Here is a 22,046-nt window from a genome sequence, read left to right on the forward strand (position 1 = left end):
TCTATCCCACAACGAGAGGTTCAATAGCTGGCAGGCTTTCAAACCATTTCAACTCTTCTCGTAATTTTACGACCTCTCCAACCACGATCATGGAAGGATTTTTCATACTTTTAGCCGCGTCGACAATATCTTGAAGCGTTCCCGTTACGGTTTGCTGCTCTTCTGTTGTGCCCCAGTGCACGAGAGCGATCGGTGTATCAGCAGGTCGACCATGACGGATTAGCTTATTACAGATCTTTGGAAGATTCCGCACTCCCATATAAATGCACAATGTATCAGAACTCTTTGCCACATGCTCCCAGTACTCATCTTCCTCGAGATTCGTGACGCCTGTGATAAAGGAAACAGAAGAACTGTAATCCCGATGAGTTAATGGAATCCCTGCATAGGCAGGAGCAGCCACCCCTGACGTTATGCCTGGCACAATTTCATACGGAATACGTGAAGATGCTAGCGCCTCTGCTTCCTCACCGCCTCTTCCAAAGATAAACGGGTCTCCCCCTTTTAACCGGGTTACCGTCCTCCCTTTAGAAGCATACTTGCACATCAAGTCATTAATCGACTCCTGTGATAAAGAAGGATGATCAGGGCTTTTGCCACAGTATATAAGTTCCGCATGCGGACGCGCTTCTTTAAGTAAATCTGCATTTATAAGACGATCATATAAGACCACATCTGCTTCTTGTATCGCTCGTAATCCTTTCACCGTAATAAGTTCTGCATCCCCTGGACCTGCACCTACGATATACACCTTCGCCATCAGCTCTCACTCCTTCATGTAGTGGACGTTTTCTTTTACACCCAGCCTCTTTCTTCTAAATAGTCGATCACTTGATTTGCACAGGTTTCAATATCCCGCTCGTGTGTATGTAGAACCAACTCTGGGTCGATTGGCGCTTCGTAGGGGGCATCAATTCCTGTAAATCCTTTAATTTCACCGCTTCTCGCTTTCTCATATAACCCTTTTGGATCTCGCTTCTCACATTCTTCTAACGGACAATCGACAAAGACTTCGATAAAATCCCCTTCAGGAAGCAGATTACGAACTCGGTCGCGATCCTCCTGATAGGGAGAGATGAACGCTGTTAGCACGATCGTGCCGCTATCCGTAAACAATTTCGCAACTTCCCCGATTCTGCGAATATTCTCTTCTCGATCTTGAGCTGCAAAGCCAAGGTCTTGATTTAATCCGTGCCTTACGTTATCCCCGTCTAGCAAATACGATTGGAGGTGCTTCTCGTATAACTTCTCATTCACGCGGTTAGCCACACTCGACTTTCCAGAACCAGATAGACCGGTAAACCAGATCACTCCACTATGGTGCCCGTTTCGCTTTCGGTAATGATCAACCTGCAAGGAAGCGTCGTGCCATGTAAGATTTGAACCCATATCCATCACCCTTTCCGTTTAAGATTGAACAGAAGAATCTGTCCTAAGTCCTTCTATGAGTACATCTGCAATTTCTGGACGACTAATGGTTTTAGGCGGTCGCTCTCCATTTCGAAGCAGTTCCCGGACCTTAGTTCCAGAAAGAATGACATGTTCTTCTTTTCCATGAGGACAAGTCTTGCCAGATACCATCGCTTCACAAGCCTTGCAATAGAAACTATGTTCAAAGAATAAAGGTGTAATTCCTAACTCTTCTTCATCAAAATGGGAGAAGATCTTCTGAGCGTCGTACGTACCATAATAGTCACCAACACCAGCGTGATCTCTGCCAACAATAAAGTGAGAGCAGCCGAAGTTCTTACGGACAAGAGCATGGAATATGGCTTCCCGAGGCCCTGCGTATCTCATCGCAGCACTAAACACCGCTAAGACGACTCGGTTGTCAGGATAGTAATGCTTCAGTAACACTTGATAACTCTGCATCCGTACGTCTGCCGGAACATCATCACTCTTTGTCTCTCCGACTAAAGGATTTAGGAAAAGGCCATCCACCGTTTCAAGTGCCGCCTTTTGAATATATTCATGCGCTCTGTGCACAGGATTACGCGTTTGGAAACCGACGACTTTGCTCCACCCAAGCTCTTCAAAGTGTTGTCTAGACTGGGCTGGGTCTAAATAAAACCCTTCATTGTGCTCGCGCTCTGAGCGTTCTATAAGAACAATCTCACCAGCTACATAATAATCAGGGCGTGCGAAGAGCTTCTTCACTCCTGGGTGCTCCAGTTCAGTCGTTAAGTACACTTGCTCTGCCTCTTTTGTCTTATTCGGCTGGTACACCTCTGAGACCTCAATATATCCATACACCGTGTCTTCTAAATTCAGCTCAGCTACATCGCCTTTACTCAACTGTTTTGCTTTCTCCTCATCAACTGGTAACGTAATCGGAATGCTCCAAGGTGTTCCATCTGATAACCTCATCCGGTCCACAACTGATTCATAATCTTCCTTACTCAAGAACCCCGTTAACGGACTATAAGCGCCATTGGCTAATAGCTCTAAGTCACTTAACGCCATCTTATCGATCGAGATGCTCACATTTGCTTCTGGCGCTTCCTCTTTCGTACTCCACTGATTCACTAATGTTCCTCCGTGCGGTGCAATGGCTGTCATATTCTTCCTCCTCAAAAATAATTAATCTTGGTTTCCTGTCGTGTGAAGCCCACACTCCGTCTTATTAAATCCTTTCCACCTGCCTGATCGTCCGTCTCCTTCATCAGGAGATGTGCACGGCATACATCCAATACTCGGATAGCCTTGATCATGCAAAACATTGTAATCCAAGTTGTTTAGTCGGATATATTGCCATACAAAATCCCACGTCCAATAAATTAAAGGACATACCTTTACAGACTGGAATCGTTCATCTTTATTAACAAAGTTTGTGTTCTTACGACTTGCTGATTGTTCACGTCTCAACCCAGAAACCCAGGCTGTGGCACCGCTAAGCGTATCTTCAAGTGGCTTAATCTTTCGAATGTAACAGCACTGATTCGGATTTTTCTTCCACAAAGCTGATCCATATTCTTCAGCTTGCTCATCTAGTGTTAAATCTGGCTTTCTCATTTCAATATTCAACTGAGGGTAGCTGGCCTTCACCTTATCGATTAGTTCATACGTTTCTTGAAAATGAATACCTGTATCCAAGAAAACAACCTTCGCATCGGGTTTTACTTTCGAAATCAAGTCAATCAACACGATTCCTTCAGCTCCAAAACTACAAGCATACACAATTGAATCTCCGTAGGTTTCATACGCCCATTTCAACACCGTTAAAGCACCTTCTACTTCATTATCTGGCCGATAAGAAGCGAATGGATCGCTTGTGAACTGCTCATACGTAACAACGTCTCGTGTCATAAGCTCCTCCCTCCTTGCTTCAATCGAATACAAAAACCTCTCTTCTTGAAGACAAGAAGAGAGGTTCACTCTGCTATACAGTGAGCCATCTTCTTATCTTCCAAGTAATTCCCTTGCTGGAGTTGGCACAGTATCTTTAGATAAGACCCGTTGCCGAGGCTTCAAAGGGCCAGTCCCTCCACCTCTCAGGATAAGAAATTCGGTTATCGCTTGCTGAATATTTTATTATCCAAAATACTATTCCCCATAGAAGAATATGTCAACGATTTATTTAAATTTTTATAATTTTATAAAAATGTTGACAATTTATTGGCTGTATTTTACATTAGAAACTATTCAAATTCGAATATGTCCTTATATAGAGCCGGGGGAGGAAACTGGTCTTACGATCCCGCAGCAACCTCTTGCTTATAAAGAAGGTGCTCAGTCCAGCAGAAATAGTTCTGAAAGATAAGGAGAAGGTACTATTCACCTCTTCTTACCTAAGGGGATTTTTTTATGTCTATACTCGCTTAGCTTTATTTTTTCATTTTAATCCCGAGTAAAAAGATGAGAATAATATATTTAGGGGTGACCAAACTTTGAGGAAACTATTAATCTTTGCTTTTGTAGGGTTTTTTGCTCAGTTAATTGATGGTGCGTTAGGTATGTCTTACGGATTAAGCTCTTCTTCGCTTTTGCTAGCTTATGGAGTAGCTCCCGCAGTGGCGTCTTCTTCCATACATATGTCTGAAATTGCCACTACGGCTGTCTCCGGCTACTCCCATTACAAATTTAAGAACATTGATAAGTCATTAATCCTGCCACTTATCATACCTGGCTCGATTAGCGCCTTTTGTGGGGCGGCTTTCTTAAGCAGCCTCCCTGGTGATGTCATTAAGCCATTTGTCTCATTCTTCCTACTCCTACTCGGTGTCTACATACTCGTGCGCTTCTTACTTCTTAACGTAGAGCGTTCGAACTCAAGACCAAACCTCTCTCTTAAGAAGCGTTTCATCTATCCGCTTGGTTTTGTAGCTGGATTTCTAGATGCCATCGGTGGAGGTGGGTGGGGACCTGTGAACACTCCGATTTTATTGTCCCAAAAAGGAGCCACCCCAAGGAAAGTAATCGGTACAGTCGACACAACAGAATTCGCCATTACAACCTCCGCGACACTTGGATTTATTTTATTTCTCGGATGGGAGGAATTTAACTGGTTATGGGTATCAGCATTTGTCATAGGAGGCGTGGTCGCCGCTCCCCTTGCAGCCTGGCTTGTTCAAGTGATTCCAGCATTAATACTCGGTGTGTTAGCAGGTGGCTTTATCGTCTTAACAAATCTACGGACGTTACTCTTAACGGTTCATTTAGATACAACTTTAATTTATATGATTTACGGCATTCTTGTAGCAGCTTGGTTAACGGTGGTTATGTTTTCAATACGGAAGTACATTCGAATTAGAGACTATGGGAAGTCTTATGTGAAACAGTAGAGTTCGTATGCCACAGCCCCATTTCCTGTAACCCCCACCGCCTACCTGCTATACTAAACGTAGATTAAAAAGTGGGATGGTGAATACATATGAACAAAACAATTGGCTTTATCGGAACGGGTGTTATGGGGAAAAGCATGGCACGAAACTTGATGAAAACAGGGATTTCCGTCAACGTGTATACCAGAACAAAAGCGAAGGCAGAAGACCTAATTGCTGAGGGTGCTTCGTGGAAAGACGATGTGGTACAGCTCGCTGAAAGCTCAGATATTATTATCACAATCGTGGGATACCCAAGTGATGTGGAAGAAGTGTATCTTGGAGACAACGGGATTATCCAACATGCCAATTCCGGTTCTTACCTCATTGACATGACCACCTCCTCGCCGCAGCTGGCTCAACAAATCTTCGACACAGCAAAAGAACATAATCTTCACGCTTTTGACGCTCCTGTATCAGGTAGTGACATTTACGCAGAACAAGGAAAGTTAACGATTATGGTTGGTGGAGACAAGAAATACTTCAAAGACGTTCTTCCGGCTTTTGAAGCGATGGGCCAAAATGTTGTCTTGCAAGGCCCAGCAGGCTCAGGGCAACATACGAAGATGTGTAACCAGATTGCTATTGCCTCCACGATGATGGGCGTTGTTGAAGCGATCACGTATGCAGAAAAAGCAGGACTCGATCCCAAAACGGTTCTAGAGAGTATTCAATACGGAGCAGCAGGCAGCTTCTCCCTATCCAATCTAGCCCCTCGTATGATCGACGGAAACTTTGAACCGGGCTTCTACGTGAAGCACTTCATTAAAGACATGAACCTTGCCATCGAGTCCGCTGATAAAATGGAGTTACCGGTCCCAGGGCTAAAGCTAGCCAAAGATCTATATGACCGTTTGAGTGAAGCAGGTGGGGATAATGACGGGACTCATGCGCTTTATAAGTATTATAAGATGATGGCAAAAGAGCAATAGAATAGAACTTTTTCAAAAAATAAAGGCTAGGAGTTCCCCTTGATACGGAGGATCTCCTAGCCCTTTTTATTCCTTATTTATTTGAACGTTTAAGAATGCTCTTAAAGTGTGTGAATGTGTCAAAGCTCGCTTTACCATGGTAAGCGCCCATCCCGCTATCACCCACACCGCCAAATGGCAGGTAGTGCGTCGTCATGTGATTAATGGTGTCATTAATCGCACCGCCACCAAAGGAAATGTTGTTCAGTACATCATCTTGCACCTCTTGATCATCAGAGAAAAGATATAGCGCTAATGGTTTTGGACGATTCGCAACTGTATCAATCGCTTGTGAAGTCTCTTCGTACGTCAACACCGGAAGGATCGGGCCAAAGGTTTCGTCTTGCATGACAGGGTCTTCAAAAGAAACATTGTCTAACACCGTTGGCTCAATAAACAGCTGAGATCGATCTGATCTTCCTCCTACAGCCATGTCTCCATTATCCAAGAAGTTGTACAGACGATCGAAATGTCGTTCACTCACAACGTGATTATAGTCACTTGCAGAGACATTTTCTCCATACGTGTTTGTGATTGCTTCTTTGATTTTAGCGATTAATGGATCTTTAATACGGCTATGAGCAAGAACATAGTCTGGCGCTACGCAAGTCTGACCCGCATTGGCGAATTTACCGCCAGCAATACGTTTTGCTGCTTCATTAAGATCCGCATCTTCATGCACAATGGCAGGGCTCTTTCCTCCTAGCTCAAGTGTTGTAGGGGTTAAGTTCTTAGCCGCCGCTTCTGCAACGATTCTCCCTACACCTGTACTACCTGTGAAGAAGATATAGTCAAAGTCCTCTTTTAAGAGAGCTGTACTTGTTTCGACTTCCCCTTCAACGACACATAAATACTCTCTTGAGAAATTGTCATTGATCATATTTGCTAATAGATTGGATGTGTTTGGCGTTAATTCAGATGGTTTTAAGACCGCTGTGTTTCCAGCCGCCACTGCCCCTGCTAACGGAAGAAGCGCAAGCTGAATCGGATAGTTCCATGGGGCAATGACTAAGGCGGAACCATAAGGCTCAGGTGTGATAAAGCTTGTAGCCCCCTCATGTGTTGATGGCGTGTCTACTTCTTCCGGTGTGGACCAATGCACTAGGTTCTCAATCATATAATTGATTTCCGCTACGACAAGACCAATCTCGGCACGCTTTGTTTCCCCTTCTGGTTTATTCAGATCCGCTTTAAGAGCGTCTAGAATATCCTGTTCACGGGTTGTCATAAGATCTTTCAATTTATTTAAAGTATCGATACGGTATTGTGTATGTTTCGTCTTCCCAGTACGGAAAAATGACTTCTGCTTTTGCGTTAGTTCTTGATAGTTTTCCATCATTGATTCTCCTTTATCAAGTCTCAATCAAAATGAGTATTCTATTTAATAAATTTTCTAGATTCGTTGCTTCTATTATTCAAAGAATGGAGCGTGCATATAAAGATACGCTTCTAGTAAAGTATGGTCAATTTATTTGTTTCGAAATGCGAAATAATCGTCAATCTCAATATTTTATTAAGGAAACAAGAGCTATTAAACAAGCCCTCATCCACAATCTCCCCCCTACTTCACATGAAAGACCCTTCCCCATTTGTTAAGAATTCTAGTAAAATGACAATAGATACAAAAAGAAGCTAGATAAAGAGAGGATTATGCAGGCATGTCTTACAAAATGATTATTCTAGACTTAGACGATACATTACTTGGCAATGACCACAAGATATCAGAACGAAATAAAGAGGCCTTAATGAAAGTACAAGATCAAGGAGGAAAAGTAGTACTCGCATCAGGGCGACCTACTTATGGCATGGTACCTTTCGCCAAAGAGCTTTCCCTTGCAGAATACGGAAGCTTCATTCTCTCCTTTAATGGCGGAAAGATTATTAACTGCCATACAAATGAGGAATTCTTTAGTCAGACATTAAGTGTAGAAGCCGTCCGTCGGCTAAACGAAATTAGCCAGCGAGAAGGCGTTCAGATCCACACCTATGTTGGAGATGAAATCGTTACAGCGGAAGAAAACCCATATACGTCAATCGAATCAGATCTGACAGGTCTTCCGATTAAAGTGGTGGATTCATTTATGGACGGTGTGACTGAACCCGTTGTGAAAGTGCTAATGGTTGGAGAACCTGAGCACCTTAAAGTTGTTGAAAAGAAACTTCAAGAAGAACTAGGGAACGAATTTAGCGTCATGCGCTCGAAGCCATTCTTCCTCGAATTCACTGATAAAGGCATTACAAAAGGAACAAGCATTGAGAAATTAATACAAGAACTTGGTGTGAAACGCGAAGAAGTAATTGCCATGGGCGATAGTTACAATGACCAGGAAATGATTGAATTCGCTGGTCTTGGCGTGGCAATGGGAAATGCCCCTGAGGATATTAAAGGAATCGCGGATTTTGTGACCGATACGAATGTGAACCATGGCGTCGCACAGGTGGTTGAGGAGTTTATGTTGAAAGGTGAGCTATCCCATAAGTAATAGGACTTGGGGACAGGTCCCTTGTCCCGCTCGGAGTATCGGTTACCTTTTTGCACCCATCATCTTAAGAAAAGGTCACTGATAGCAGCCTTCCCTTACATTTGAGGGCTTTGAGGATAGGAAAAGGTCGCTGATAACCTTCTTCTCTTACCTTTTTTAGTTCTTAGCTTAAGAAAAAGGTCACTGATCTTCTGGATCTGTGACCTCTTTTATTCTTTAATTTGGTTAAATGTCATTGATTATCATGGCACCCCTTGAAGAATTCACCACACTTATGGATCATTCGGATTAATAATCGCAAACACCTGATGATCTTCCCAGGTTCCATTAATCTTCACATTCTTAATTGCCAGTCCCTCTTTATGAAAACCTGCTTTCTCTAACACACGACAAGAGGCTTGGTTCCTTGGCATAACACCCGCTTCAATACGATGTAGCCCCAAAACAGTAAACGCATATGCAACAACTAACTTTACTGCTTCTGTAGCATATCCTTTGCCGTTATAAGCATGCGCCAAAGAATAACCGATCATAGCGCTTTGTAAGGCGCCCCGCTTCACCTCAAATAAGCCCACCTCTCCAATCAACTCATCATTTTCCCTTAAGAAAATACCAAACTTATAACTTTGATCCTGCCTTTGGTATTCTATAAACTTCTTAATCCTATTAAGTTGATTATCATATGTATAAAAGCCAGATTCTCTTGCCATCGAGGTGGATTCAAAAAATGCCCGGTTGTTTTGCTGTAGTTGAAGCAAACTTTCTATATCCTCCATTGTAAACGCCCTTATATAGATCACAGTTGATGTCAATTAAATCACCTCCTATCGCTTTATTCATACCGTTATACACATTGTAACACTCAAGGGACTAGAAGGGACTTAGGGACAGGTCCATTATCCCACAAATTAACAAAAGACTTGAGTTTCCATCTAATGTATATTATCTTTAAACTATATTGTATTACAAAGTAGTTGAGGGTTCTGGTTATTTTTTTGATTAACTATATTGCATTACATGCTAGTTAGCGAAATCTAACCTATTAAAAGGAGGAACGTGATTGTCTTCAAGTCAAATACTAAAAGGCATTCTAGAAGGGTGTCTTCTCTCGATTATTGGTAAGGGAGAAACCTATGGCTATGAAATGATAGAAAAACTACATGCTTCCGGTTTCACTATGGTTAAAGAAGGGAGCATATATCCCCTATTACTCCGTATGAAAAAGGAAGGGCTTGTAGCAACGACTCAAAAGAAGGTGCCCTCAGGTGGACCAAAACGTAAATATTACTCTTTAACCTCAAAGGGAGAAGAAGAACTAGAGGAGTTCAAGAAGAGATGGAGTGCTATTTCAGGAAGCGTTGATACTTTGTTAGGAAAGGATGGTTAAATAAATGCAGGTATCTAAGGAAAGTCAGGAATTTTTGAAAAATCTAAGGGTGTACTTATTGTCTAGCGGTAAGAACGAACAAGAAATTAATGATATTGTTGAAGAGTTAGAAGATCATTTATATGAAGCTGAGAAGAATGGAAAAGACGTGGATGATATCATCGGTCAGTCTCCAAAAGATTACATGAATCAGTTAGCAGATGAAATGCCACTTGATCTCACAGGCGTATTAAAGTTTATTCCTATTATTATCCTTGGGGGCTTTTCGTTTATCCTTCTGGAGGACGCGATTCGAGGTAACTTAGAATACGCATTACTAGAGATCATCGGTTACCCCTCGGTTTTCCTAATCAACCTCTTTCTTATCGGCGCCGCTTTTAAATATTTAGCTAGCACTAAATTATCTACAACCAAACAATGGCTCATCCTATCCATTGTCGGAATGGTCCCTACTGCATTATTTATTGGCATTTATTATTTAGATCACTTTATTGAAACACCTGCGTTTCAGTTAGGAACCTTTGGAGTCGCGTCGGCGGTCGTTGTTTCCATTTCGGTCTTTATCGGAATCGCTGTATGGAGTAAATCGTGGGTAACGATTATAATTCCACTTCTCTTGTTCCTGCCAAAGGTGCTTATTGATATGACAAGAATTCAAGGGGACACTAAATTAATCATTAACAGTATCTTACCTTTTTTATTGGTCGGCATTTACCTGCTGATCGTTTCAAAGAAAGAGCAACAAACCTAACGGTAAAAAGACTGCTACTGTAGCAGTCTTTTTTTGAATGCCCTATAGGAAAGATGGAATTATTTTGATCTGTAGTTACTATGTATTTTATAATGAACGCTGATTGAAAAACGTTTGGAGGACTTTTTTTGAATAATGTATTTATGATACTCGTGCTCCTGTCATTCTTCGGATTGATTGCAGGCTTAATAGCTCCTAAACTCGCAATCTTCTGGAATCGCAACAAGGCGAGTCGCAAGAAAGTGTTAAAAATTTATCCGGCAATCTTAGTAGCCAGTTTCATTCTGTTTGGTATTACCGCTCCTTCCCTTGAAGAAATGGAGGAGGAAACAACTGTATCTAGCGAAGAAGATTATGCTGAAGAAACTGAGCCAGCGGAAGAATCAAAGGATACTACCACTCAAGAGGACAAGGAAGAACGAGAAGAAAATCCTCAAAATAGTGATAACAAGCCTGATGAGGTAGATAATAAAGAGAAGCAAAGCTCGGAGCAAACTGAAAATAACGCCACTGCCAACGAGAGCAAGAAAGAAGACACAGAAGAACAAACTACAGATGAATCAGACCAATTAAACAATAACGGTAGCAAAGAAGACAAGAAGAACTCTCCTTATGAACAAGCGACTGTTTCAAGGGTAGTAGACGGCGACACCATCGAAGTTACCTACAACGGGAAAACCGAAGACGTGCGCTTGTTACTTGTGGATACACCTGAAGTGAAACACCCATCAAAGCCTGTTCAAGAATTCGGGCCAGAAGCATCGGCATATGCAAAGAAGATGTTAACACCAGGAACAAAAGTTGGACTCGAATTTGACGGTCCGAAACGGGATAAATACGACCGACTTCTTGCTTATGTTTGGATAGAAGGACGAAATTTTAATAAAGCATTACTCGAAAATGGATATGCTCGGTTAGCCTATAGGTACGACCCTCCCTATACCCATTACGAAACGTTCATGAAAGCACAGAATCAGGCTAAATCTCAAGAACTTGGCATTTGGAGTGTAGAAGGCAACTATGTTCAAGATGACGGGTTCCACCAGGAAGTACTCGTTTCATCAAATGCTAAGGAAGATACCCAGCAGCCCAAAACATCTGAAGAACAAAACGGAAGTAGTTTACCTTATGACCCAGACGGCCCCGATCGTGACTGCGGAGATTTCAATTCTCATGAAGAAGCCCAGGCTTTCTTTGAAGCAGCAGGAGGCCCAGAACAAGACCCCCATCGATTAGATGGATCGGATAATGACGGGCTAGCTTGCGAGAGTTTATAGCGGGACTGGGGGACAGGTAGAAGGCACTGAAAAACGACTCCTAAAAAAAGGTAATCATAAAAAAGCATAAAGAAAAAGCCCCCAAGTTTGGTAAAATAGAATTGACTAGAAACCATCTACCAAATTGGAGGCTTTTTCTAATGCTCACTCAAAATAAGCAAGCAAGTTTATATTCTATATTATACGATAAAATCCCCGAAAATCATACTCTTAAAAGGATTAATGAAGCGATTGATTTTAGTTTCATTAACGATCTTCTTGAAGATTCCTACTCTAAATACTATGGCAGACCAGCCAAAGAACCTGAACTTATGGTAAAACTGTTAGTTCTTCAATACTTATATGATTTATCTGATGAACGCTTAATTGAAGAAGCTTCTTTAAATCTAGCTTACTTATACTTCTTAGGAATAAACCCGGAAGATGAGCTGCCTGATCCAAGTTTATTATCAAAGTTCAGAGTTCATCGGCTAGGTGATTCTTTACTTGATGAGATCCTGGAGACCATTAATCGGCAGTGTGTGGAAAAAGGAATTATCAAATGTTCGGGTCTAACTATAGATACGACTCACACACGGGCGCATACCTTCCAAGCAACCCCTGAAAGGGTCATGAAGCGCCTGGCAAAGAAAATCTATCGAAATTTGGATGAAGAAAACGGGTCAATTCCGGAGGAATTGGACCAGGATATCCCAAACTACAAGGAGATAGAGGACCATCGAGAGGCTAAACAGACGATGAAGTCTCATTTAGAAAAAACGATGAAACAAGTTGAAGAAGCCGTAGAACTTAAGAATCATCCGAAAACCAAAAGCGTTATTGAGAACGCTAAGGAAATATTAGAAGACCCAAAATTCCTCCAATCTAAAGGGGTTCGCTCTATCGTTGATCAGGAAGCGCGAGTCGGTCACAAAAGTAAAACGAAGCGATTCTTTGGTTACAAAACGGAATATATGATGACAACAGAAGAACGTATTATTACTGCCGTTCATGTAGAAAATGGAGCGTATGTAGATGGAAAAGCTTTTGATGAACTGTTAGACAAGACGAAGAAATGTGGATTAACTATTAAAGAATTCTTCGGTGATAAAGCCTATTTTAGAAAGCCAATACTAGAAAGTATTGAATCGCTCGGAGCTATTCCATATATTCCAGTTAGTGAAATGGCCTATAAAATTGATGAGGATCGTTTTAGTTATAATAAGGATTCAGATGAATGGTTTTGTGATCAAGGGAATAAAACAATTCGAAAGGATCACAAAGTTAGAAAGTGTGGCAAACAGTCTCTAAAATATTATTTTGAACGTGAGACGTGCAGGAGCTGTCCTCTGAGGAATGAATGCATTACCGCAAATACTGTGGCAAAGATTATGGAAGTCGGTGTGAACACACCGGCACTTTATAGTTATAGCCAACGTCAAAAGTCTGATGAGTTTAAAGAGAAGTATCGAAAACGAGCTTGTCAGGAATGGAAGAATGGGGAGATGAAAAACTTCCACGGATTAGACTGTGCCAGGTGGTACAGTCGCTTAAGTATGTCTAAACAGGCCAAGTTAACGGCTATTGCCGTTAACTTGAAGAGGATAGGCAAGATCCTATCCTCTAATAAAGGTAAATATAATACGCATTTTACCATTTTATTGAATTATTCAATGTCAAAGCCTCTTAGCCGAAATTAAGGCGTAAAAAACACCCCTTTTTTCAGTGGCCTCGGACAGGTACCTTGTCCCGCTAGAGAGGCATCTTTTACCGTTCGCATCCTTTACCTCTACAAAAGGACACAGATAGCGACCTTCTCTTTCCATTCAAGCATTTTTCCCTTTGAAAAGGTCGCAGATACCCTTTCTCTCTTACTTATTTAATACAAAAACCTATTAAAAGGTCACTGATCCATTGGATCAGTGACCTTTTTCGTTTACATTTACCTCAAGAAGACACAGATCCAGCCACCTATCCTTCTCCTGTCCCAGAAGGCGGGACAAGGAACCTGTCCCCCAATCCCTTACGCCAACAAATTCTCTTCTATATATGTCTTAAGTTTATCAATATCTACCGTGATATTATCTCCTCCTGCCCATTCGTTCTTCACACCAGAAGAAGAGTCTTTTGGTTCACCGATAAGATAGTGATACCTCAGATTTCCCAAAGCACTAATCGCCCAATAGTGTGGAATGATGTAAGTTGGTGCAAAAATCTCAAGAACCTTTGTTCCTGGCTGGCAAAAGGTTAAATTTGTTAAACCTGCCCCATGCGCAGCAATTACTATTTCTGCACTAGAAAAGATTTCAACTTGATTAGCTACTGATAGGTCTTCCAATTCCAATGTTACAAAACCTAATCCTTCTAAAAGCTCTACTAATTGATCAATATTTGTGAAATTTCGCGACCATCTACGTTTAATAAAAATCCTTTTCTTATCAGAAGAGGAGGTGTTGGGATTTGAAAAGGTTTTACGCAAGAACTCATAAGCCCACTTAGTTGGGAAAGATGGCTGGGATGGTACAATTAATTTTTCAGCTTGAAGATGAAAATGATCATGTGTAGGCACTAGCTGTCTCTCGTCTATACCTAATCGTTTCAAAGTTTCAGATTGGTACCTTTCCCCAAAACCTTCATTGACGACATAATAATTAATGGTTAAGTTACTCTGATGAAGCAAGTCAATTCTAGGAAGTACTTCATACATGTAATGATAATAATTTCCGCTATAAACATGGGTTAAGTCGGCTACATTCTTATAATGAGAAACAGAAGGAAGCCCCTTTTGCTTGAAAATTGAGTGATTTTCAGATGTAATGTGAACGCCTTCAAAAGATACATCGCCTATCAAATAATTGTCAGGAGTGAGAATGGCACCATTCTTCCCCCATATACGCCCATTTGGAATAACCGACACATCACCACCTGAAAACTGATTGGGATACCATGAAGGAGGACAAGGAGGCCGGAGCTTTGCATTCTGTGGTACAGGAAACTCCCCGTGGATTTTCTTAAGCATATTCCCACCTGCCCAAGAATCCCCTTCTGAATCTAACCAATCTTTTATAGTTTCAAAGGTTCCAAATGGCAAAGAAGTTTGATCCAAAGAAACACCTCCTTTTCCCCTCTGAATTTTGTTTTTCTCTAACAGCCAGGAGCTTAGGGTCAAGACATAGTTGGCCATAGAATTGATCGTGAAAAATCAAGAGGTGTTAGACGTCTACCATTCCAGCCTATTTCTATAGAACTCGTATTCCTCTTTAAGAAATGTATTTCCATTCCAGGGTTTCACATCTGTGTTGAAGTGAATAACCTTTGGCACTATATTCAAATCCTTCATTCTAAAGACTTGAAAATTCCACTTATAATCGAGTGGAAACCAGTTGTCGTATAAGACCGCATTAAGGGCATCCTGATCCCACCACATAATCTTTGAAGGATTATCTCTTATAAATGTCAGAACCTTTTCTGAAATGTTTTCTTCTCTCCACCTGGAAAGATTAAAGAGCAAAACGCCAGAATTAAAGTATTCATACCCTTCAGGCAGTGTAATACCAGCGAAATCCACAGGGTCTACAACTGCGCCTAAGGCATAGCTATCCAATTGATTAGAGTCCCACAATTCTTGGAGGTCGCCTTTAATAATCATGTCACTATCAAGGTAAAGGGCTCTTTTCACACTGTGATCTAAAAGCTCAGGAATAGATATTCGATAAAAAGCCTCTTGGCTTACATGCCCCCACCCCTTACAGTCTTTATACTTTGTTTTATCAACACCTAAATAGATAGGAGTAGCATCATATTGTTGTAGAAGCTTAGTGATCTTGCTTTTGTTTTCAGGAGATAAGTCCCCGTCTATAATATAAATTTGGTATTCTGTTTCATCCTTTTTATTCTCAAATAAAGAAAAAAGCATGGTAGCTAAATGTACCGCGTAATGGTCATTACTAAGTGCAACAATTGAAATCGGGTCCATCTAATACCCCTCTCGTAAACGTTGATCTAATTCTCTGTATTTCGTTGCTAAGGCCTCACAGTAGAGTAATAGATTATTAACCGCACTGATTTCATCATGATTTGTATATTTCATTTCTATCGGAGAACAAAAGGCGTACTTCATCGGGACACTTCTTTCATCATTTTGCAAAATCTTATTCATGTCAAAATGTAAATTGTTTTTTCTAAGTTCTTCAAATAACTCCTGCCAATGATAATTATGCCCTTCATTATAATAATGAGTTGCTAGTGTGTTAATCCAACCGACAGTTATTTTTGACTTTATTTGTTCTAATGATCGATAAGGATAATGGAGGAGCTTCAGATCTTGTAACACCTCAACTTGCACCCCTGTCTTATCAAACATCAAGTCATGGTTGCCACCTGTAATCGATGGTGAGTATTTCTCCCATATCTCTTTCGATACAATTACCTTTGGCCAGTAATCTTTAATGGGACTTGCATAAGTGACTCTAGCCGGTACAAATGACTCTTTTTCATCTAAGTGTATAGGAAAATACGTAAGTTCTCTTTCTAAGTAACATATCTTAGAAGATGATAACTTATTTATGAATTCTTTCGGGTTTGCAGAGTGATTGGGTGATATTAAAAACTCATCAACATCTAAAGGGAAGATAAATTCCGGCTCAAATTTATTAAACGTATAATGAATTAATTTAGTGGTCTTCTCACCTTGAGCATAGGATAAGTTTTCGTCTTGGAGCAGATAAATGGGAAGGTTCTCTGATTGTAATAGTTTGATAATCTCTATGGTACGATCCGTACTACCGTTATCCTGAAGCACGATGCCATCAAAAATATTGAGATGATAACGTATATACGACTCGATGATGTCTGCTTCATTTTTCACCATACCAACACAGTACACCTTTTTCATAACATTCTTCCTCTCCTAATGAATAATCAGTGTAGTTTATTCATCAAAAATCTTATTCGTGTTGTATTTAAAGAGGTTTTTGTTTACATACAATGGTTCAGATAGCTTTAATAAGGAGGAGAGAGATGGATATAACTGTTGTGACTGCTGTATATAATGGCGAAGAGTACCTTAAAGAATCGATCGATAGCATCTTGAACCAAACGTTTACCGAATTTGAATATATTATCGTGAATGATGGCTCCCATGACCATACAAAGATGATCCTGGATAAAATACAAGATTCAAGGGTTAAAGTGATCCACCTAAAGAATAACGGTGGAGCCGCTAATGCATTAAATATCGGTATTCAAGAAGCTAAGGGAAAATGGATTGCTATTCAAGATGCGGATGACGTGAGCGTCAAACATAGGCTTGAAAAGCAAATAGATTATGTGAGATCACACCCCCAGCTTGTGGCCGTTGGTTCCTCGATTGAATGTATAACAGGAAAGGAGAAGATGGATGAATCATCATTAGAATGGGAAGAATCCTTTTTTAATAATAAAGTTAATCTAAGAGTAGACCAATTTTTCAGTACGCCTCTTTGCCATGGCAGCGGCTTTTATTTAAAAGAAGCACATGATGCAATCGGAGGTTACGATCCTATGTTTAAGATTGCCTATGATTATGATTTATGGACGAGAATGTTTGATAAAGGAGACATCCTTAAAATTCCGGAGGTTTTATATAAATACAGGGTTCATGGAGACTCTCTAGCTCATTCCAATAAATTAGTTACCACCAATGAAGTCTTAATTAGCACTTTTAAGAATATCTCAAAAATAAGGTATGCCCATTTAAACAGGAAACCAAATATCCTATTTTTAGGCACAGAAAGCAACATTAAATTTTACCAGGAGAATCTCAAAATAAGAGATGATTATCTAATGATGCATTGTGTGAATGAAGATAACATTAACAAGTTAAGAGAGATTGGAACCATTATACGTTCAGGTCATTACGATGGGGTTATATTATCTGTCAGCATAAGATATAACGAGATTTTGCGCTTTTTAATCCAAAGAGGGTTTTCATACACTGATAATTTATTTAAGGTTTGGATGCCATAGGTGTGCCTATTTTTTGGTGTTGATTATACATCCACAAAACAAATAATTCTACGACCTTACTCATCTACCTTTTCTTTAATTAAGTTCATTAAATGCTCATGCCGATCATACTGGTGAATAATAGCTGCAACTGCCCCACTTTTAAGCAGGATTTGGTTTGCATGATTAATATGAAAGTTATGCTCAAAAGCCACAGTCATTATGGGGCCTTTTTCATTGTCAGAATAAGCTACTGGTTGAACTTTGCCTGAGTGAATTAAATAGTTATGAACAGCTTGATCATTAATAATTTGAGGAAAGTAATGAAGTTGGAATAAATGATAAACCATTTCTTCTAAATAAGCTAAAATCAATTCGGTTGGTCCATAAGTTGTTCCTGCACAAATAATGGTTTCGTTTTCTAATTGTTGATAAATATGATTTCCGAATTTAGTTAAAATCCATTTCGTATTCCAATATTCATCTTTTATTTTCAATTCTTCTTTAGCAACAGTTATAGAGCCATCGCTCCATCCAGCATCAAATGGATTTAACTGAAAGAAGACATCCCTAACATCTGTTAATAAAACTTTATTGTAGCGATGTCCATGCGCTCTCAAGAAGTTAAGATAAAGATAATGTCTATAATCAATAATATCGAAAGTTTTTTCTAACCCTATTCTTTCGTAAGGGATAAGACTTATATTAACGTTTAAATTTTTTAGAGTATTTTGGGTTTCTTCATTAATATGTTCAAAGAACATAACAACTTCCCCACTATAATTCACCTTTTCTAATGATAAAAAAAATGGTTTTATATCTTCCCAAGAATAGTGAGAAATCAAGCCCATAATTAAATTTCTTTTTGGTTCATTGCCCATTCATTCCCCTCCTCTAGGGACCCTTTTTATTAACTAAGAGGTTTGCAAGTAAAATTTTTCAAACTCTTTTATTTTTATTTTCTTTAGAATTTAAACTACTATCTCCCCCTTAGATCCTTACTCTTACAATCTATTCACTCACTCCACCTTTGTGTAGTTAAAGCTCCCATTAAGATTTATTTATAAATGTAAGTAGATGCCTGCTAACCTTACGCAGGCTTTTTTCTATTCCCCGATCATTTATACAGCCCAAAATACCTAAGTACAACTTCCACAACGTTTCTATTTGAATACTGTAAACCTAAGTCGTCCGAAAGGGGGAAATAAGTTGATCAAAAAAGCCATTATACCTGCTGCTGGTATGGGAACCAGATCTTTACCTATAACAAAAGTCTTGCCTAAAGAGATGTTCCCCATATGTGGAAGACCAGCTATTGATTATTTAGTAGAGGAAGCAATAGAGGCGGGTATAGAAGAAATCCTCATTGTTACATCTCGCTCAAAGGACATGATTATAGATTACTACGATCGTTCTATTGAGTTAGAGGAGCACTTAAAAGCTAAGCATAAGAGTGACCTAATAAAAATAATCACCCCACCTAATGTGCACCTTCAGTATGTAAGACAAATTGAACCAACCGGCCTGGGTTCTGCCATTCTACTAGGGAAATCATTTGTAGGATCTGACCCCTTTGTGGTTATGTTGCCGGATGAGATTATGATCACTAAAGAAGAAAACATCCTCACTCAGCTTATAAATATGTATCAATCACATAAAGGAAATATTATTGCTTTAAAAAAAGTGAGAAAGAATGAACTTAAACATTATGGGGTAGTGGAAGCCGAAGAGATTTCAAAGGAGTGCTACAAGGTACTCGATATCATTGAGAAACCTCAATTAAATCCTCCTTCTCAACTAGCAGTCATAGGAAGGTATGTATTTGACCCTGAGATTTTTCAATACTTATCAGACCTCAAACCAGGAGTCGGAGCAGAAATACAACTTACAGATGGTATCCAAAAGATGTTAGCCAATAAAGATTGTTATGGTATAGAAATCAACGGGGACCGCTATGATATTGCCCAAGAAACAGAATATGTGAAGCTAATAAATTTCCTTTTTCATAAATTAAACGGAAAGGTGTAGCCAGTATGAAAGTTTTAATAATTGGAACGGGATATGTAGGCACCACTACTGCCCTTCTATTTTGTGAAATGGGGCATGATGTAACAGGACTGGACCTGGATGAGAGCAAGCTATCCATGTTGAAGTCCGGTAAGCTCCCTTTCTACGAACCAGGTATTGAAGATTTACTAAAGAAACATTTAAACAATGGGACTATTACCTTTACAAATAATGTACAAACAGCTGTTAAAGAAAATGACGTTATCTATATTTGTGTAGGCACACCAGAATCTAAGGATGGTAGTGCAGACTTGTCGTATGTGAAATCGGTAGCTGAGTCAATTGGAAGATATATAAACCGTTACAAACTCATTGTTACTAAGAGCACGGTACCTGTTGGCACGGCAAAACAAGTGACGCAATGGATACTTGCCTCTCAAATTAAATCTATTCCTTTCGAAGTAGCATCAAATCCTGAATTCTTAAGAGAAGGCTCTGCCCTTCAAGATGCACTACATCCTGATCGTGTAATTTTAGGAACTTCTAGTCACAAAGCAACTCTACTCTTAAAAGAATTATATAAGAATTTAACATGTCCGCTTATCGAAACCTCCCCTTCTGCAGCAGAGATGATTAAGTATGCAGCTAACTCATTTCTCGCACTTAAGATATCTTATATCAATGAGCTTGGGAGATTGTGTGATAAGTTAGGCATCGATATTAATGAAGTTTCAAAAGGAATGGGCCTAGACCACAGAATAGGTAATTCCTTCTTGGAAGCTGGAATCGGATATGGTGGTTCATGCTTCCCCAAAGATGTAAATGCATTAATTCAGATTGCAAACACCTATCAATCTGATTTGTCCATTTTAAACACTGCGACCCAAGTAAACCAAACCCAACCCTTATACTTCTTTGAGAAGATAAAAGAAAACACGGGGGACCTAAACCATAAGAAAGTCGCTGTCCTTGGATTATCATTTAAACCCCATACTGATGATGTAAGAGAAACTCGCAGTCTATTCATTATTGACTATTTAAAAAAAGCGGGTGCTCAAGTGCATACACATGATCCTATTGTCAACATATCATTAGAGAGTACCGTACAAAATGCCACAATAGAAGAAACAGTTAGAGATGCAGAAGCTGTCATTATCTGTACAGATTGGCCTCAGTATAAAGAGGCTGATTGGAATGATTTAAAAGATATGATGAAACAGGCAGTTATTTTCGATGGAAGAAATATGTTGGATAGAGATAAAATGCGATCTATGGGCTATAAGTATTATGGAGTTGGAAGGTAAAAGATATGAACCTAAAACAAAGGGGGAAATTTATCGATGATTCTTGTTACAGGTGGCGCAGGATATATAGGAAGCCATATCGTAAAGGAACTAATCCTAAAGAAATATCAGGTCATCGTCATCGATAATTTATCAACTGGCCACAAAGAAGCAATTGACAAAGAAGCCACATTTATTGAGGGCGATATCGGAGACAATCAGCTATTAGAAGACGTGTTCACAAGGTTTCACGTGGACGCTGTCATCCATTTAGCTGCCCTTTGTTATGTACATGAGTCCGTTATTCACCCTGAGAAGTATTACGAGAACAATGTCGCTAATTCTTTGCAGTTAGTAAAGTGCATGTTGAAGCATAACGTCCTAAAGATTATTGCTTCTTCTACATGCGCGACCTATGGACTACCAACCACTTCCGTATTAGATGAAAAGCACCCTACACACCCAATTAACCCTTATGGGCGCTCTAAGTTGATGGTTGAACAAATGTTAGCAGATTTCTCGCGTGCACATGGATTATCTTACATTTCTCTAAGATATTTCAACGTATCAGGAGCACATCCATCTCGTGAGATCGGAGAAGATCACACACCTGAAACTCACCTGATCCCTTCGATCTTGAATCATATCGCAGAGGGTTCCAAAGAGTTAAAAATATATGGTTCAGACTATCCAACAAAGGACGGGACGTGCGTTCGAGATTTTATCGACGTAAATGATATAGCAGATGCACACATCAGGGCCCTCGATTCGATTTTAAATACTTCTAACCAACAAGAGGTTTATAACATCGGATCAGAAAGAGGATATTCTGTTTTAGAGGTCATTAAGGCATGCGAAAAGGTAACGGGCCAGAAAGTACACTATACCTCCCAGCCAAGGCGTGCTGGAGACCCCCCTCACCTCGTGGCGTCTTCAACGAAGATTCAATCATCACTTGGCTGGAAGCCTCATCATCAATTAGAAGATATGATCTCATCACACTGGGAGTGGATGAAGAGGCACCCTGATGGCTACCAATCAACTCCTTAACTACATTTAGAAATGAAAAAGAAACACGAAAATCGTGTTTCTTTTTTTGATAA

Annotated in this window: 21 protein-coding genes and 2 riboswitches; of the genes, 11 read left to right on the forward strand and 10 right to left on the reverse strand. The window is 40.0% G+C overall.

What is annotated here, in order from left to right; all coding sequences use genetic code 11:
- Position 1 precedes the first annotated feature (1 nt).
- From cobA to N780_RS11825, 4 genes are read right to left on the reverse strand one after another with little or no spacing between them, the layout of a single operon-like run.
- Positions 2 to 760 carry a uroporphyrinogen-III C-methyltransferase gene (gene cobA, locus N780_RS11810; RefSeq protein WP_036784162.1) on the reverse strand — a complete coding sequence of 253 codons (759 nt, stop codon included), beginning with the start codon at positions 758 to 760 and terminating at the stop codon, positions 2 to 4.
- A gap of 35 nt (positions 761 to 795) precedes the next feature.
- Positions 796 to 1,389, reverse strand: a complete 594-nt coding sequence (gene cysC / locus N780_RS11815) for an adenylyl-sulfate kinase (RefSeq protein ID WP_036784166.1) — start codon at positions 1,387 to 1,389, stop codon at positions 796 to 798.
- A gap of 18 nt (positions 1,390 to 1,407) precedes the next feature.
- The gene (gene sat / locus N780_RS11820; RefSeq protein WP_036784169.1) at positions 1,408 to 2,559 is read right to left on the reverse strand and encodes a sulfate adenylyltransferase; all 1,152 of its coding nucleotides are present in this window, start codon (positions 2,557 to 2,559) and stop codon (positions 1,408 to 1,410) included.
- A 21-nt stretch (positions 2,560 to 2,580) separates the two neighbouring features.
- Entirely contained in the window at positions 2,581 to 3,306 is a 726-nt protein-coding gene (locus N780_RS11825; protein ID WP_036784172.1) for a phosphoadenylyl-sulfate reductase, read from the reverse strand.
- 90 nt (positions 3,307 to 3,396) lie between these two features.
- Positions 3,397 to 3,503: riboswitch (SAM riboswitch) on the reverse strand.
- 154 nt (positions 3,504 to 3,657) lie between these two features.
- Positions 3,658 to 3,763: riboswitch (SAM riboswitch) on the forward strand.
- Positions 3,764 to 3,887: 124 nt separating this feature from the next.
- On the opposite strand from N780_RS11825, the gene N780_RS11830 reads away from it, so the two are divergent.
- Both N780_RS11830 and N780_RS11835 read left to right on the forward strand, forming a co-directional pair.
- Entirely contained in the window at positions 3,888 to 4,781 is an 894-nt protein-coding gene (locus N780_RS11830) for a sulfite exporter TauE/SafE family protein (protein WP_036784175.1), read from the forward strand.
- An 89-nt stretch (positions 4,782 to 4,870) separates the two neighbouring features.
- Positions 4,871 to 5,752 (forward strand): NAD(P)-dependent oxidoreductase, encoded by an 882-nt coding sequence (locus N780_RS11835; RefSeq protein WP_036784179.1) that lies wholly within the window; start codon positions 4,871 to 4,873, stop codon positions 5,750 to 5,752.
- 73 nt (positions 5,753 to 5,825) lie between these two features.
- On the opposite strand, the gene N780_RS11840 is transcribed toward N780_RS11835, so the two are convergent.
- On the reverse strand, positions 5,826 to 7,127 hold the full coding sequence (locus N780_RS11840; protein WP_036784182.1) for an aldehyde dehydrogenase: 1,302 nt from the start codon (positions 7,125 to 7,127) through the stop codon (positions 5,826 to 5,828).
- A 322-nt stretch (positions 7,128 to 7,449) separates the two neighbouring features.
- Between N780_RS11840 and N780_RS11845 the strand changes: the two genes are divergently transcribed.
- Entirely contained in the window at positions 7,450 to 8,274 is an 825-nt protein-coding gene (locus tag N780_RS11845; protein WP_036784185.1) for a Cof-type HAD-IIB family hydrolase, read from the forward strand.
- 272 nt (positions 8,275 to 8,546) lie between these two features.
- Here N780_RS11845 and N780_RS11850 read toward each other — a convergent pair whose 3' ends face one another.
- Positions 8,547 to 9,086, reverse strand: coding sequence for a GNAT family N-acetyltransferase (locus N780_RS11850; protein ID WP_036784188.1), 540 nt, complete (start codon positions 9,084 to 9,086; stop codon positions 8,547 to 8,549).
- A gap of 248 nt (positions 9,087 to 9,334) precedes the next feature.
- On the opposite strand from N780_RS11850, the gene N780_RS11855 reads away from it, so the two are divergent.
- The 4 genes from N780_RS11855 (at position 9,335) to N780_RS11870 (ending at position 13,368) form a co-directional block, all read left to right on the forward strand.
- A complete protein-coding gene (locus tag N780_RS11855; RefSeq protein ID WP_036784192.1) occupies positions 9,335 to 9,661 on the forward strand; it encodes a PadR family transcriptional regulator in 327 nt (108 codons plus the stop codon).
- 4 nt (positions 9,662 to 9,665) lie between these two features.
- Complete coding sequence (locus N780_RS11860; RefSeq protein WP_036784194.1) at positions 9,666 to 10,412, forward strand: HAAS domain-containing protein; 747 nt, start codon at positions 9,666 to 9,668, stop codon at positions 10,410 to 10,412.
- A gap of 128 nt (positions 10,413 to 10,540) precedes the next feature.
- Positions 10,541 to 11,689: a thermonuclease family protein gene (locus N780_RS20070; RefSeq protein WP_198135856.1), complete on the forward strand. Its 1,149-nt coding sequence runs from the start codon at positions 10,541 to 10,543 to the stop codon at positions 11,687 to 11,689.
- 140 nt (positions 11,690 to 11,829) lie between these two features.
- On the forward strand, positions 11,830 to 13,368 hold the full coding sequence (locus tag N780_RS11870; protein WP_036784196.1) for an IS1182 family transposase: 1,539 nt from the start codon (positions 11,830 to 11,832) through the stop codon (positions 13,366 to 13,368).
- Positions 13,369 to 13,691: 323 nt separating this feature from the next.
- Here the strand turns inward: N780_RS11870 and N780_RS11875 are convergent, their stop codons facing one another.
- The 3 genes from N780_RS11875 to N780_RS11885 form a co-directional block, all read right to left on the reverse strand.
- Positions 13,692 to 14,774: a glycosyltransferase family 61 protein gene (locus tag N780_RS11875; RefSeq protein ID WP_052115043.1), complete on the reverse strand. Its 1,083-nt coding sequence runs from the start codon at positions 14,772 to 14,774 to the stop codon at positions 13,692 to 13,694.
- Between the two features lie 114 nt (positions 14,775 to 14,888).
- Positions 14,889 to 15,644 carry a glycosyltransferase family 8 protein gene (locus N780_RS11880; protein ID WP_036784198.1) on the reverse strand — a complete coding sequence of 252 codons (756 nt, stop codon included), beginning with the start codon at positions 15,642 to 15,644 and terminating at the stop codon, positions 14,889 to 14,891.
- A complete protein-coding gene (locus N780_RS11885; RefSeq protein WP_036784200.1) occupies positions 15,645 to 16,562 on the reverse strand; it encodes a glycosyltransferase family 2 protein in 918 nt (305 codons plus the stop codon).
- A 125-nt stretch (positions 16,563 to 16,687) separates the two neighbouring features.
- On the opposite strand from N780_RS11885, the gene N780_RS11890 reads away from it, so the two are divergent.
- Entirely contained in the window at positions 16,688 to 17,674 is a 987-nt protein-coding gene (locus N780_RS11890; protein ID WP_036784202.1) for a glycosyltransferase family 2 protein, read from the forward strand.
- A 56-nt stretch (positions 17,675 to 17,730) separates the two neighbouring features.
- Here the strand turns inward: N780_RS11890 and N780_RS11895 are convergent, their stop codons facing one another.
- A complete protein-coding gene (locus N780_RS11895) occupies positions 17,731 to 18,534 on the reverse strand; it encodes a hypothetical protein (RefSeq protein ID WP_036784204.1) in 804 nt (267 codons plus the stop codon).
- Positions 18,535 to 18,862: 328 nt separating this feature from the next.
- Between N780_RS11895 and N780_RS11900 the strand changes: the two genes are divergently transcribed.
- The 3 genes from N780_RS11900 to galE are packed head-to-tail and all read left to right on the forward strand — an operon-like array spanning position 18,863 to position 21,993.
- The gene (locus tag N780_RS11900; RefSeq protein ID WP_036784206.1) at positions 18,863 to 19,681 is read left to right on the forward strand and encodes a UTP--glucose-1-phosphate uridylyltransferase; all 819 of its coding nucleotides are present in this window, start codon (positions 18,863 to 18,865) and stop codon (positions 19,679 to 19,681) included.
- 5 nt (positions 19,682 to 19,686) lie between these two features.
- Positions 19,687 to 20,964: a UDP-glucose dehydrogenase family protein gene (locus N780_RS11905; protein WP_084599556.1), complete on the forward strand. Its 1,278-nt coding sequence runs from the start codon at positions 19,687 to 19,689 to the stop codon at positions 20,962 to 20,964.
- Positions 20,965 to 21,000: 36 nt separating this feature from the next.
- Positions 21,001 to 21,993, forward strand: coding sequence for a UDP-glucose 4-epimerase GalE (gene galE, locus N780_RS11910; protein ID WP_036784209.1), 993 nt, complete (start codon positions 21,001 to 21,003; stop codon positions 21,991 to 21,993).
- Positions 21,994 to 22,046: the final 53 nt, after the last annotated feature.

The sequence above is a fragment of the Pontibacillus chungwhensis BH030062 genome (assembly GCF_000770675.1).
In the GTDB taxonomy this organism is placed as follows: domain Bacteria; phylum Bacillota; class Bacilli; order Bacillales; family BH030062; genus Pontibacillus; species Pontibacillus chungwhensis.